We start from the raw sequence: 15,135 nt of genomic DNA, 5'->3' as shown, positions 1-15,135 counted from the left end.
TCAGGATCCGGTGAGAGTTCGGTGTTTTGCTGGTTTGGGGAGGGATGGTGTGGCGGATAGCCGGGTTCGTGTTCGGGTACGGTGCCACACGGCTTGGGCGAAGGCTCCGACGCGGCGGTAGGTGCCGCTGCGGACGAACAGCAGGTCTGAGAAGACCATGATGAGGGAGAACGAGCCGAGGCCCATGAGGACCCCGATGCCCAGATGCATGCTCGTCACCGCGACCAGGCCGAGCCTGCGGGTGATCCGGTTGAGCATGAGCAGCGGGAAGGCCAGCTGGATGAAGACCGCAAAGTAGGAGCCCGAGGCCACCGCCAGGTCGTTCTCCCAGATCAGGCGGCTCAGCCGGGGGAACGGCGCGAACTCGTCGGTGCGCAGGGTGTAGTAGAGGGCGGTGCCCTGCTGCCACATCTCGCCCTGGACCTTGAGGAGGCCGGCGTTGAAGTAGACGATGCTCACCTGGAGGAGCGTCGCCACCAGCGCCGCGTTGTGGCCGATCGTGGCCAGCCGCCACCGCAGCCCACCCTCGAACGCGGGCAGACCCGGTGCCACTCCCGGCACGGCGTTCTCAGCCTCGCCGAGGCTCCGGTCGCGCTTGGCGGGAGCGGGCTCCGCCGACGCCTTCGCGGCGCGGGCGGCGGCACGCCGTACCCTCCTGCGGTCGTCCAGGGACCAGCGGGCCGACAGGTCGGCGAAGATCAGATAGAAGAGCACCAGCTGCATCAGGTTGTCGCCGCCGTCCAGCACCCACGGCTGTCGCTGATGCCACGACCACACCAGGACCGCCAGCACCGGGGTGATCCACCGGGTCCGCCAGCCCAGGATGAACAGCACCACGACCAGCAGGAAGACGTGGAACAGGACCTCGAACCAGACGCCTGAGTCCGAGATCGCGAACAGGGAGAACGTCCCGTCCTCCGCCAGGCTCTCCTTGAACAGGTCCGGCGTCCAAGCCGACTCAGGACCCCAGATCAGCCGGCGGTCGGTGTACCCGGTGAGCAGCAGGGCGAGCAGCACCAGGCCGTAGCCGACGCGCAGCACCGCGAGCCCGTACACGCCGTACCGGATCCCGCTCACCCGCTCCACCGTCGCGGCCAGCCGGGCTCCGGCCAGGCCGAGCAGCCGCCCGGGTGCGGGCAGCAGCGGCTCGTTCCCCGTGCTCACCGGTGTGACTCCTTCCACATCCGGACCGCGTCCGCGCTCATCGCCACCGCCGGCCACCAGTCGAAGTCGCTGTAGGTCTTGGTGCCCGCCCCGTCCCGGTCCCCGTCCTCGAAACGGGGGAACATGTGGTCGGAGACGCGCAGCTGGATCTCGGTCACCCCGTCCCCCCACTCGGCCCGCGCGGCCAGTGTGGCGACCGCCCGGATATGCCGGACCGCCTGATCCTGAAAGACCGGGTCGGGCGGCTCCTCCTCGGTTTCCGCTTCGGTCTCCTCTTCTTCTTCGGGGAGCGACGCGGCCGACGGCGGCACATCGGCGTCGGTCACCATCTGCCGGGCGCCGCCCACCACCCGTGCCAGCCGGCCGGGGAACAGGGAGCCCCGGGTCAGCTCCCGTTCCGGGCCGGTCACATCCAGCCACCCGGTGTGCCGCTCCCACCCCGAGGCGTCCTTCACCTTGGCCCGGACCAGCACCCGGGCGTCGTAGTCGATCGGATCGGGGGCGAACAACTCCCAGTTCTGCCCGAAGTAGGGGTTCATATAGCCCTCGACCACGGACGCGCTCTTCTCATACGCCGGGTTCCACGGCGCCACATACAGAAACGTCATCCCGAAGTGAAAGGCCAGCGCCAGGACCACCGCCGAGCATGCGAGGGCGAGAACCCGTAACCGCCATCCGGTCAGCGATTTCCCCTGTTCGGACTGAGCCTTGAACGTTCCCCTGGCCGAAGCGGGCTCTTTTCCGCCCGGTACTCGCCTCTCAAGCTTGTCAGACAAGAAACACACCAACCCCGTCGCCGAGCAGGACGTGCGATTCATCTGCCGCTCATCTCGGATTCACCGTGGCATGAGCGACTCAATTAAATCGTTGAAAAGCTAGCAAACCCACGGCGGGTCTCGCAACTATTCATACTTCATCCACCTATTGGCGAAATATCAGACTTTGTAGATACAGATCTCATAAGGGCCGGCTATCGGCGAACAGTGTGACCCCCGGGCCGAGCCCGGGGGTCACTCGACGGTTCAGCCGAGTTCGAACAGAGGCGTCCTCCGCCGGCTACTCATCGAGGGTCCAGTACATGGACCCCCGTGGAGGCGGGTCCAGCACCGGCCAGGACGATCGATCCACGCCATCGCTCCAATCGGGCACGTCAACGTAGTAGATCAACGTGGCCCAGTACTCGGGCAGCTCGTGGCCGAGCAGAGAATCCGCACCTTCCGCGAAGCCGCTCCCGTGCCACTGGTGGTTGATCCGCGCCACGGCCTCGGCCCGGGACATTCCGAAACGCTGCAGTTCCTCGGCGATCCACTCAAGCTGTTCGCGAGTCTCCTCCGTCACTCGAAAAACGAACTCCGACATCGACTTCTCCTACTGAAGGTATCGGTCGAGGATCTCGCCGACCCGCGGGCCACAGAACGTCGTCTGATTTCCGGAGTAAACCGGATCGGCTCCGTTCAGGAATTTCTTGACGTTGATCAGCATCGGCCCTGTGACCAGCTCGTAGGAATGCGTACCACTCTTGGTCCGATTCATGCGCAGGAAGTCTGCCAGATCATCACTGTTCTCGGTGAAGTCCTTGCGGTTCAGCGACTCCAGGGCGCTCTGCGGAATCCGGTAGTGCAAGACCCTGCCCTGTCCCCTGTTTCTCGGCCTATTGGCCCACTGTTCAGCCTGGGAGCGATCGGTGGTCGTATAGAACCCGGACCCGAAATCCATTCCACGATCACTGATATCCGGATTCACCCCATAACGTCGGATCGCGGATTCACCGTCCCTGTTGGTGCCATGGTAGAGGTCGATGAAGTCGTCACCGTCGTTGTGGACGAGGAGGGCCTTGTCCCCGGCGACGACGTAGAAGGTGTGGAAGTCGGCGACGGTGAGGTTGTGGACCCGTCGGCTCGCGGTCCACCGATCGACGGCGGTCAGTTGGACGTAGGTGCCGGCCGAGGTCCGCAACCACGTTCCGGGCTCGAGTCGGCCCGCCTCCACCCAGTCGCGGAGGGCCGGAACCCAGAACGGATGGGTGTCGGTCGCAGTGATCACGTCGGTGGCGTCGCCGCGGTCGCCGTCCAGATCGACGGTGAGGTCGACCAGCCGCTTGTCCCCGACACTGTCGATCCGAGCGAGTACGGGCCTCGCCTCGGTCCTGCCGGTGGCCGGGTCGGAGGCGAGCACCTCCTCGCCCACCTTGACGTCCTCGATGCGGCGGCTTGAGCCGTCGCCCATGAGGACGAGCGTCCCGGGGACGAAGCTGCTGCGCCGCCTGTCGCACGAATCACCGCCACCCCCCACGCCCGGCGCGTCTGCCGGGAGTTCGGGGACGATCTCGTCGACGATCTGGTCCACCACGTCGTCCACGACGTCTTCGACCACGTCCTCGACCACGTCGACGATGCAGCTCCGGACACTCCGGCACTGAATGCCGTCGGGCAGCCCGGGCAACCCCGTCGCGATCCCGAAGTCATCGAAGTTCGCCTCGATGACCATGTCCTTGATGTTGTTGTTGTTACCGCCCTTGCCCTTGCCGCCCTTGCCCGCCTTCGGCTTCCCAGCCTTGGGCTTACCTGCCTTCGGCTTCCCGGCCTTGGGCTTGCCCGCCTTGGGTTTCCCGGCCTTCGGCTTGCCCGCCTTGGGCTTACCACCCGGCTTGCCCGCCTTCGGTTTCCCGGCCTTCGGCTTACCGATCTTCGGCTTGCCGGCCGGCTTGCCTCCCGGTCTCCCGACCCTCGGCTTGCCCGCGGGCTTGCCGACCCTCGGTTTCCCGGCGGGCTTGCCGACCTTCGGCTTGCCCGCCGGCTTGCCGACCTTGGGTTTGCCCGCGGGTTTCCCGGCCGGTTTACCGACCCTCGGACCTCCCGCCGGCTTGCCGACCGGCTTCCCGACCGGCTTGCCCACCGGCCGGGCCGCCCGCGGTACCTGCCGTGCCGCCTGGGGCACCGCCCGCTGAACCGCCCTGCCGACATGCTGTACGGCCCGTACGGCCGCGGTCCGTACCGCGGCTTGGACGACGACCCGGCCCACCGCCCAGAGGAGCGGAATGCAGAACGGGCAGTTGCCGGAGGGGTCGGTGTAGTTGAGCGGGGCGCCGTTCGCGTAGGCGTACCGGTTGAGGTTGCCCGACGGATAGGGGCTGATGGTGAAGTCGTCCCGGGAGGCGAACCCGCCGGTCCCCGGCGTGTACCACCGGGAGTGCATGTTCACCTTCCCGGTGTCGGGGTCGGTGTACTCACCCTGGAAGCCGAGCCGCCTGCTCACCCCGGTCCTGGCTCCGACCTCGCCGAACGGGCTGTACGCGGTGGAGTCCACCAGGGCGTTGCCCGAGTAGGTGGCCACCACGTCGTCGTGCTGGTCGCTCATCGTCCCCAGCGTCACGCCGCCTTCGGCGAGGCCGAGGAGCTGCCCGTCCGGCCCCCGGCCGAACCGCGCCTTGACCGTCCCGGCCGCGTCGGTGACCGTGGTGATGTCGTTCTCGATCCCGGAGTAGGAGAACCGCTCCTGGTCACCCCCCTTGGTGCGGGAGACCAGGCGCCCCAGGTTGTCGTAGGCGTAGGTGGCGTCCCCGTCGGAGACCAGCTGGTCGAAGGCGTCGAACACCAGGTTCTTGGTGACCCCGCCGGTCGTCTCGCCGGCCAGGGTCCCGCGCGGGGTGTAGGTGTAGGTGCTGCCGCCGCCGGACAGCAGCCGGTTCCGCTCGTCGTAGACGAAGGCCTTGTTCCCGGCCCTGGTCCGGTTGCCGGCGGCGTCCCACTCGTAGACGGTGTTCGTCCCCGAGGGGTCGGTCCACGAGGTCAGCCGTCCGGACCTGTCGTATCCGTAGGTGTTGGTCCCGGAGCCGGCCGTACCGGAGGTCGTCTTCGAGACGAGGTTGTCGTCCTTGTCCCAACCGTAGGTGATCTTGGCCAGCTGGGTGCCCGCGTCGTTCTTCAGGGTGTGCTCGACGATCCGGTCCATCGCGTCGTAGCCGTACACCTGCGAACCCGCCGGATTGACCGACGTCTGCGAGACGGGCCGGTCGTTCGCGTCGTAGGCGTAGGTGAAGGTCCGCCCGCTCACCGGATCGGCCGCGCTCTGCAGCCGATCCACCACGTCCCACCCGTAGGTCGCGGTGCCGCCCGAGTCCACCCGCTGGGTCGGGTTGCCGTAGGCGTCGTAGGCGAACGCCGCGGTCTGCGTCCCGGCCTTGGTCACCCGGGTGAGCAGCCCCCGGTCGTTGTACTCCAGGCCGTAGTCGCCGATCGCGGTGGTGCGCCCGGCCTTGTCGAAGCCGTAGGTCCACTGCGGGGTGACGACCTGGGCGTTCGAGCCGACCTGCCGGACCATCCGGCCGAGCCGGTCGAACTCGTTGTCGATCCGGACCCCGCCCGGCTGGAGGGTGGCCAGCATGTTGCCGCCCGCGTCGTACACGTTCGTCCAGGTGCGATCGGCCGCGTTCGGGTGCGCCGTGGTCACCGGCTCGACGATCGACTCGATCAGGCCCAGGCTGTTGTACGTGGTCCAGACCGTGTTGCCGCGCCCGTCGGTGGACCTGGTCTGCTCCCCGCTCGCGTCGTAGCCGAACGTCGTGCTGATCGACTGAGTGGCGGTGACCGGCTCGATCAGCTCGGTGAGTGAGTTGGCCGCGTCGAACACCCGCCGGACGGTGCTGCCCTCGGCGGAGGTCTCCGAGATCGGGTTGCCGACCAGGTCGTGGCCGTAGGTGACGGCCCTCAGCTCGGTTCCCGCGGCGTTGGTCTCCTTAGCCTTCGTCGGGCGCCCGGCCAGGTCGTACTCCGTGATCGTGGAGTTGCCCAGCGGATTGACGGTCTTCACCGTCCGTCCCGCCAGGTCGTAGAAGTAGCCGGTGGCCTGACCCGCCGGGTCGGTCTCCGAGACCACCTCCCCGGCCGCGTTCACCGCCCAGGTCGTGGTACGGCTCTGCGGCCCGATCTCCTTGACCCGGGCGCCCGCGTCGTCGTACTCGATCGTGGTGACGAGCGCCTGCGGTGTGGGACTGCGTTCGATCAAGGTGCTGGTGATAGGCCGACCCAGGTCGTCGTAGGTCGTCTGTGCCCGGGCACCCGTCGGGTCCGTCCCGGCCAGTTGCTCACCCAGCAGGTCGTACTCGTACACCCACTGCCCGGCGGTCTGACCGGTGGCCGCGGGCTCGGTGACCCGCACCCGGTTGCCCAGCCGGTCGTACTCGGTCGTCCAGGTCGAACCGCGCGCGTCGGTGTGGCTCACCACCTGACCGGCCGCGTTGTAGGTGTAGCTCTGCTGCGGGGTGAGCACGCCACCGCCCGGCTGGGTGTACTGCGGCGCGGTGACCGAGGTCACCCGGCCCAGCCGGTCGTACGCCGAGACGGTGACGTCGCCTTCCGGGTCCGTGGTGTGGGTCCGGCGGCCGGCGCCGTCGTAGCCGAACCTCGTCGTGGGACGGGCGTTCACCGCCGCCGTCCCGGCCTTCTCCACGCGGACCTGCGGTGCCCGCATCTCCACCGGACGACCCGCGAGGTCGTAGCGGATGTCCGTCGTGTAGACCGTGCGGTCGGCGCCGGGGGTGTTCCCCCGGGCGTCGGTCATCGCCGTGATCAGCCCGCGGTCGTCCACGGTCCAGGTGGTCACCAGGTCGTCGGCGCCGTTCTCGACCGACTTCCCGGTCATGGCGTCGTCGGCGTTGTAGGCGTATTCGATCGACTCGGTACGGGAGGTCCCCGCCGCGGAGATGCGGACCCGGGTGGTGTTGTCGTTGGCGTCGTAGTCGTACTCGGCCTTGCGGGCCATGCCCTGCGGGTCGAACGTCTGTGACGTCACCCGGTCCGCGGCGTCGATCACATAGTCCATGCGCTCGATTCCGCCCCCGCCGACCACACCGATCAGGTTCCCGGCGGCGTCGTAGGTGTTGGACTCCAGCACCACGTCCCGCGGGGTCTGGGAGCCGTTCAGCCGGACGTCGTCGGCGATGACCTGGGCGAGCAGGTCGTCGCCGAAGTAGGTGTAGGAGGTCCTGCGGCCCATGGCGTCCACCTCGGCGGCGAGCCGTCCGCCCGGGTCGTAGGCATAGGCGTCCAGCACCTTGTCCTCGGGCGCCTGCGGGGCGACCGGGCTGCCCGTCCACCCCTTGATCGTCCGGGTGGCCAGCTCCCCGCGCGGGGTGTAGCCGAACTCGAACCGGGTGCCGAGCTCGTCCGTCACGCCGGTCCTGGCTCCGGTGCCGTCCCAGGTGTAGCTCACCACACCGCCTTCGGCGCCGGTCGTCGTCGCCACCCTGCCGTAGGGGTCGTAGGTGTAGGCCGTGGTCCGGGCGGGATCGCCGCCGGTCAGGTCGGTGGCCGTCTCGGTCAGCAGGTTGCCGTCCGCGTCCCGCGTGTAGGTCACCTTCGTGGTGTGTGTGGCGTTCGTGACCTCGTTGCGGACGCCCGGACCGGTGTAGGACACCAGCCTGGACTGCTTGTCGTAGGCGAACGTGGTGGTCACCCCGGCCGGGACCGCGGCGGAGACCTCCGACTTCGTCACCACTCGGCCGATCTCGTCGTGGGTGTACCTGATGACCAGGCCGCCGGGGCCGGTGACCCGCGCCAGGTCGCCGGAGGCGGTGTAGGCGTACGTGGTCTCGTTGTTCTTGGGATCCCGTTCGGAGGCGATCAAACCGGCCGGGACGGTCCCGCCGCCGACCGCGGGCTCGGTGCCCGTGGTGTAGGCGGTGGTCGAGGTGCGGCCGCCTGGGAAGTCGGGGGTCGCCGGGGTCCGTTCCTCGGTCTCCTGACCGTAGGCGTTGAAGGTCAGGGTGGTGAGGTACCGGTCGTCGGTGGCCGAGGACGAACGCCCGTCCCGGACCGCGACCACCTCGTCGTTGCGCGGATCGAACGGGTTGTCGACGTTGAGGTGGTGGCTGTAGTACTCGGTCTGGCAGCTGCCCGCCGACCGGCACCGCTTACTGGCGATCATGTTGCCGCGCACGTTGAAGGACGGCTCGGTGGTGTTGCCGTTCCGATCCACCACCTTGGCGAGGAACCCGCCGGCGTCGTACTCGAACCGGGTCGTCTTCCCGAGCTGGTCGGTCTGGGTGACCGTACGGTTGCCGCGGAGCGGGTCGTCGGCGTAGACCAGGGTGCCGCCCTTGGGGTCGGTCACCGTGACCGTGGCCAGCGTCTGGGTGCTCGACTCCTTCGCGTAGACAGGTGCGGACAGCCCCCAGGTTCCGCCGTTGTCGTCGGTGTGCGAGGTCAGGCGGCCCCCGTCGGCGGCGTAGACGTTCTGCGCCCACACCTTGCCCGAGGGTTCGGTGATCCGGGTGAGCTGCGGCTGCACCTGCCGGGCCGCGTAATGCGCCCGGACCACCTGCAGACCGAGCGGCTTGCCGTACAACGCGACCTCGTCGATGTCCCCGGTGAACGGGAACGCCGCCAGGGAGCCGGTCGTCGCGGGCCAGGCCGCGGAGCCGAAGCCGAAGCCGATCCGGGTGTCCCACTGGTCGTAGTGGCTGATCGTCCCGGCCAAGGTGCCGACGATCTGACCGTCCAGGTAGAGCGTCTGGGTGCCGTCGGCGGCGGACAGCACCACATGGTGCCAGTTCCCGTCGTTCACCGCCGCCGCCGAGGTGATCGGCGCCGCCGTGCCGGTGTAGAACTGGCCGCGCAGCCTGCCGTCGGTCCCGATGTAGACCGCCGGGGTGTGCGCCGACGGGTGCGTGCTGTCGGTGTTCTGGTATCCGATCACGGTTCCGGACCCGGCCGTCTTGAACCAGGCCTCCACCGCGAGCTGCCCGCCCCGGCCGCTGATCGTCGCCCGCGGCAGCGACACGTACGTGCCGTCCGAGGTCCCGCCGAACCGCATGGCGGTGTCCGGCGAGCCGGTGAGCGCCCCGGCCACCCCTGCGGTGAGGTTCGCGGAGTAGCCGGCGAGCTTGCCGTCGTCGATCCCCGTGTTCCACGCGGTGGCACTGGCGATCTTCGTGCCGTTCGCGGTGCCCGTCTCGTTCAGCCGCCAGTAGCTGACCGGACCGGAGTCCAGCACCAGGTTCCGGTACCGGGAGGCGTCCGCGTAGGTGTAGGCGGTGCAGGCGGTGCCGGCGTCCGGCGGGCACACCCTGACCAGCTTGTCGCCGTCGTACTGGTAGGTCCAGGTGATCGGCGCCCCGTCCACCGGGTCGGTGGACACAGTTGTCACCCGTCCCCCGGTCCAGGTGAAGGTGAGGGACCGGCCACCGGTCGCGGTCGCCTTGGACAGCTTCCCGTCGGTGCCGTAGGTCAGCTCATGGGTGCGGTTCCGGTTGTCGCTCACCCGGATCAGCCGCCCGGAGGAGTCGAACCAGTAGGACGTGGAGGCCTTGTCCATCAGCCGCCAGCCCCCCTCGGTCCGGACCGCCAGCGTCGCGAACGCCCCCGGCGGAGCCGCGTACGTGCCGTCGCCCTTGGCGGCGAACCGCAGCTGCTGCCCGTCGGGATAGGTCACCAGCAGGGTCGAGGTCTGCGGCTCGGCGTCGATCCGCATGTCCCACCGCGTCGACCAGCCGGTTCCGAAGGCTCCGGTGGTGCGCGGGTCCTGGCTGTTGTAGGTCCGGGTCACCGCGAGCGGCAGACCCGCGGACGGCACGCTCAGATCGGTGTCGGTGTGCGTGTAGTTCCCTGAGGCGTGGTTGAACTCCCGGTCGTTCGTCCCCGAGGTGAGCAGCGAGTTCAGCGTGCCCTGCTCGGGGGTGGGGGTGAACGTCCGCCAGGCCGAGGTCACCGTGGCCAGGTTGGTGGCGGCCTTCGCGTGCCACCAGTAGGTCTCCCCCCACTTCAGCTTCGTCCGGGGGACCTCCCAGTTGCCGTCGGTCTCCCAGGTCTGGGAGCTCTCACACCAGGTCCAGTTGGGCGCGGTTCCGGCGCAGATCTGGAACCAGTAGGTCACCTGGTCCTCGTTCACCGGCTCCGCGTGTGCCGACAGGGTCGGGAACAGCGTCCCGACCTGCGAGTTGTTCTCCGGGGAGAACTTGGTGAACGGCAGCGCGCTGATCTTCGCGGACTCCCAGCCGGACCACGGGCCTTGAACCCCCGTGACGGTGATCGCCCGGACCCGCCAGCGGACCAGCCAGCCCTCGGCGAGCTTGCCCGCCGGGATCTGCGCGTACGTCCGGGAGCCCGAGGCGTGGGACGTGGTCCCGGTGCCCGCGTGGATCTGCCCGGTGCCCTGGGACGGCATCGAAGGGTCGTGCTCCACCTCGACCGCGAGACTGGAAGACCGCTCGTGGTGGTCGGTCACCTTCGCGTACACCGTGGGAGTCAGGGTGGCCGAGGTCCACAGGCCCGAGCCCTGTGCCCGGTTGGCCGGGCTCATCCCCAGCTCCTCCACCGCCGGCTTCTTCAAGTCGACCAGTGTGGACTTCCACTCCGTCCACGGGCCGCCTACCCCGGTTGTGGTGACCGCCCGGACCCGCCAGCGCACCCACCAGCCGTCCGACAGCCTGCCCGTCGGCACCTGCAACCAGGCCTTGGTACCCGGGGCGTGCGTGGTCGTGGTCTGGCCCGACCAGATCGGCCCCGACCCTTGGCCCGCCGGAGCAGCCGGGTCGTGCTCCACCTCCACCGCCAGCCGGGAGTGGAGCCCCTCGGCGTGGTGCAGGTCCGCGACCATCGACGGGGTCAACGACGCGAGGTGGTCGATCCCGGTGATCCCCGAATGGGTGGTGGGGGTCGTCGAGACGTTGCTCACCGTGGGCTTGTCCAGGGCGACCCGGGCCTGTTGCCAGTCGGTCCAGGCACCGTTCACCCCGCCGACGGTCACCCCCCGGACCCGCCACCGGATCAGCCAGCCGTCGGACAGTTTGGCCGTGGGCACCTGGATCCAGGCGTTCGAACCCGACGGGTAGGCGGTCGCGTCCTGACCCGACCAGATCGACCCGGACCCTTGGCCCGCCGGAGCAGCCGGGTCGTGCTCCACCTCGGCGGCCAGCCGGGAGGAGGCGCCGCCGGGATCGGTCACCCGGGTGTGGAACCAGGGGGTCAGCGAGGACAGCGTCCACTCCCCGGTTCCCCGTGTCCCGGGCAGGACGCCGAGGGCGGTGCCGACCGGAGCCCCGGTCGTGACCCGGGCCGACTGCCAGAGCGACCACGGGCCGTACAGGTTCGAGGAGCCGTTCATCACATGGCCCCGCACCCGCCAGCGCACCAGCCACCCGTTACTCAGTTCACCCGACGGCGTCTGCAACGACACCGTGCCACCCGAGGACATGGCCACCCCGCCGATGGACTGCCAGATCAACCCCGAACCCTGACCCACGACCGCGGGATCGTGCTCCACCTGCACCGACAGACCGACATTCCGCCCCTCCGGGTCGAGCACCCGAGCCGAGAACGACGGCGTCAACGTCGACAGCGTCGCCAGACCGGAGCCCTGGGTCGCCGGGCTCACACCCAGGTTGGACACCGCGGGCTTGCTCCGGTCCACCCGGGCCGACTGCCAGAGCGACCACGGGCCGTACAGGTTCGAGGAGCCGTTCATCACATGGCCCCGCACCCGCCAGCGCACCAGCCACCCGTCGCTCAGTTCACCCGACGGCGTCTGCAACGACACCGTGCCACCCGAGGACATGGCCACCCCGCCGATGGACTGCCAGATCAACCCCGAACCCTGACCCACGACCGCGGGATCGTGCTCCACCTGCACCGACAGACCGACATTCCGCCCCTCCGGGTCGAGCACCCGAGCCGAGAACGACGGCGTCACCGAGGAGATCGTCCATCCTTCCGCACTCTGGGTCGCCGGGCTCACACCCAGGTTGGACACCGCGGGCTTGCTCCGGTCCACCCGAGCCGACTGCCAGCCCGACCACGGGCCGTACAGGTTCGAGGAGCCGTCCATCACATGGCCCCGCACCCGCCAGCGCACCAGCCACCCGTCGCTCAACTCACCCGACGGCGTCTGCAACGACACCGTGCCACCCGACGCGGTGTACACGCCGCCGATGGACTGCCAGATCAACCCCGAACCCTGGGCCGGGACAGCCGGGTCGTGCTCCACCTGCACCGACAGACCGACGTCCCGGCTCTCCGGGTCGAGCACCCGAGCCGAGAACGACGGCGTCACCGAGGAGAACAGCCACAGACCGCCGCCTTGGGTCGCCGGGCTCACACCCAGGTTGGACACCGCGGGCTTGCTCCGGTCCACCCGGGCCGACTGCCAGAGCGACCACGGACCGTACAGGTTCGAGGAGCCGTCCATCACATGGCCCCGCACCCGCCAGCGGATCCGCCACCCGTCGCTCAGTTCACCGGTGGGCACCTGCGTGTACACGGTTCCCCCCGACGCGGTGTACACGCCGCCGATGGACTGCCAGATCAGCCCGGACCCCTGACCCGCGGCCGCGGGATCGTGCTCCACCTGCACCGACAGACCGACGTCCCGCCCGTCCGGGTCGTCCACCCGCGCCGCGAACACCGGGGTCACCGAGGACAGGGTCCACAGGCCGTCACCCTGGGTTCCGGGTCCCGCGTAGATGTTCGCCACCGCAGGCTTGCTCCGGTCGACCTTCGCCGACTGCCAGCCCGACCACGGGCCGTACAGGTGGGAGGCACCGTTCATCACATGACCGCGCACCCGCCAGCGCACCAGCCACCCGTCGCTCAACTCACCCGACGGCGTCTGCAACGACACCGTGCCACCCGACGCGGTGTACACGCCGCCGATGGACTGCCAGATCAGCCCGGACCCCTGACCCGCGGCCGCGGGATCGTGCTCCACCTGCACCGACAGACCGACGTCCCGGCTTTGCATGTCGTGCACCCGAGCCGAGAACGTCGGCGTCGGCGACGACCAGGTCCACCCGTCGGGGCCCTGGGTCGCGGGGGCGACGGCCAGATCCGAGGTGGCCGGCTGACTGAGGTTCACGTTCGCGCTGCGCCATGCGGTCCACGCGCCGTAGGCGGGCGTGCCGGAGGTCCAGCCGATGCCCCGCATCCGCCAGCGGACGAGCCAGCCGTCGGTGAGGGTTCCGGCCGGCATGTTCACCGTCAGGGTCGAATCGGGTGTCACGTACTCCGGATGCTGCCCCGACCAGATCGGCCCGGACCCCTGACCCGCCGGGGCCGCGGGGTCGTGTTCCACTTCGACGCGCAGGCCGACGAAGCTGTCGTCGGGGTCGGAGATCGTCGCCTTGAACCACGGGGTCAGCGACCTGAACGTCCCCGTCCCCAGGCCGGGGCCGGTCTCCGTCCCCGACAGCGTGGCGGGGGAGTTGAGCCCGGTCGTCCGTGCCGACGGCTTGACGGCCGTCCCGCCGACGGCCGGAACCTCGCGGCCGGAGGCGACCGCCGGTGTCTTCCGGGTGAGTCCGGGGTTGTGCGGGCGGTCCGGCCGCGCCTTGCCCGCCTTCTTGGTCTCGTCCCTCTTGGCGGTGGAGCCTTTGGTCTCCCAGGGCAGCGGGGGCGGTGACTTCAGTCCGCCTTCGGCCGGTTCGTTCGTCAGCACGTGCCGGGTCTCCAGCGGAAGGGCGCCCTTGGGGCGGTTCCCCTTCTTCTGGGAGGCCGGACCGGCCTTGGCCTTGGTGGCCGCGGAGTCGACCAGGTTCGGGAGGCCCTTGGCGGAGCCCGACTGCTGGACGGGGAGAACCAGCTTCTTGGGAGGTACGGGCTGCGCGGCCGCGGGGAACGCGTTGCCGGTGAGTTGCAGAAGTCCCGGCAGGCACGCGATCGCGGCCACCGCCGCCATGCGGGCCCGCCAGGTGCGTCCGCCGAAGAATCCCAGTCCAGATCCGACCTCGTGCATAAGCGGTCGCTCCCCCGCGTACTCAATGCCGAAAGTGTTGAGCCCCGTCGACTCCCACGCCTGCCCTGCCGGCTGGTCCGCGCATGGAGTTGATCTCTAATATCCGACCCATAAATAACACATAAAGTCATATATCTAGAATGTGATCCATGTCACACTTGCCTAATTACAGGAGCCGGGTCTAGATTCTTCACCCCAAATTTCACCGGTTATACAAAACATATATGTCCGGATTTTAGATACAAATAGAAGAACGACCGAAGTCCATCACGCTCCGTACAGATTCAGTCGGGGAAGCGGGCATACAGGAGCAACAACACGCGACACCAACACGAAAGGTGACCAGACCTCGGAGGAACCCCCGACGCCGCCGGCCCGACCGAGTCCCTAAGCCCGTACGGCTCGGCACGACGCCGGAAATCCACCAAGAATTGGAACGATTCGCGTGGATAAAACAACTCAGCCAAATGTTAAGCAAGCCCTAAGGTTCCACCTGACCGGTAGACCAGGCGACATGAGGGGATATAGGAATCCCCCGACATCTTCATCGACACAGGTCGGCGATAACCAGGGATCCCGTTCAAGAAGCCGACGACGCCGCACGAATCCGTATGGACGGCGTAGCCTCCGCGGACCCACGGCACTTCACCGTCTCCCCTTCAGGTGGAAGGAAACACATGTTGAAAAGAGGAAAGCTCCTGACTCTGGCCGCGGCCGCCATGGGGGTGACCCTGATGCAGTCCCCCGCCTCCGCCGCGACCGTGCAAGCGGTGGAGACCTACCTCCTGCGGGGCACCGGCTCGACCACCCATCAGAGCGACGCGATGTACAAGGACGGCACCGGCCTGCCGAGCTGCCTGCCGGGCAAGTCATTTCAGATGCAGGTCACCTGGCACGTCCGCAACGTCACCCGGACCACCGTCTACGTCGACAAACTCGTGGTCCGCTACTGGGCCCCGAACACCAGGAAGTCGGTGTCCCTCGGCGGCGGCGTGCTGGTCGCGGGCGGACAGCAGCTCTGGAACGCCGGCACCACCGAGCACCTCCGGATCGCGCCCGGGAACAACATCACCCGTACCCATTCCATCCGCAAGACCGCGAGTTTCAACGGCCTGCGGTTCGAAAGATGGGGCAACATCGGCAACTACGGCCGCGAAGCGAGCCCGTGCGGGGGACCGACCAAGTTCACCAACTTCGCCCACCCCTCGCGGTAGGAACCGCCTGGGCAACCGCCGGCATCCGGCTGAC

At 68.7% G+C, this 15,135-nt stretch carries 5 protein-coding genes; 1 reads left to right on the top strand and 4 read right to left on the bottom strand.

What is annotated here, in order from left to right; translation table 11 throughout:
- The 4 genes from RUR_RS11305 to RUR_RS11290 form a co-directional block, all read right to left on the bottom strand.
- The gene (locus tag RUR_RS11305) at nt 1-1,164 is read right to left on the bottom strand and encodes an HTTM domain-containing protein (RefSeq protein ID WP_283134925.1); all 1,164 of its coding nucleotides are present in this window, start codon (nt 1,162-1,164) and stop codon (nt 1-3) included.
- Nucleotides 1,161-1,772 carry a DUF5819 family protein gene (locus RUR_RS11300; protein WP_283134924.1) on the bottom strand — a complete coding sequence of 204 codons (612 nt, stop codon included), beginning with the start codon at nt 1,770-1,772 and terminating at the stop codon, nt 1,161-1,163. Before RUR_RS11300 ends, RUR_RS11305 begins: the two co-directional genes overlap by 4 nt.
- Nucleotides 1,773-2,220: 448 nt before the next feature.
- Complete coding sequence (locus RUR_RS11295) at nt 2,221-2,523, bottom strand: hypothetical protein (RefSeq protein ID WP_283134923.1); 303 nt, start codon at nt 2,521-2,523, stop codon at nt 2,221-2,223.
- A 9-nt stretch (nt 2,524-2,532) separates the two neighbouring features.
- The gene (locus tag RUR_RS11290) at nt 2,533-13,887 is read right to left on the bottom strand and encodes an RHS repeat-associated core domain-containing protein (RefSeq protein WP_283134922.1); all 11,355 of its coding nucleotides are present in this window, start codon (nt 13,885-13,887) and stop codon (nt 2,533-2,535) included.
- A 677-nt stretch (nt 13,888-14,564) separates the two neighbouring features.
- Between RUR_RS11290 and RUR_RS11285 the strand changes: the two genes are divergently transcribed.
- Complete coding sequence (locus RUR_RS11285) at nt 14,565-15,101, top strand: hypothetical protein (RefSeq protein ID WP_283134921.1); 537 nt, start codon at nt 14,565-14,567, stop codon at nt 15,099-15,101.
- Nucleotides 15,102-15,135: the final 34 nt, after the last annotated feature.

This window comes from Rhizohabitans arisaemae, assembly GCF_025996515.1.
GTDB classification, from domain to species: Bacteria; Actinomycetota; Actinomycetes; order Streptosporangiales; family Streptosporangiaceae; genus Rhizohabitans; species Rhizohabitans arisaemae.
The sequence above is the reverse complement of the archived record's forward strand: the minus strand, read 5'-3'. Positions and strand labels throughout refer to the sequence as shown.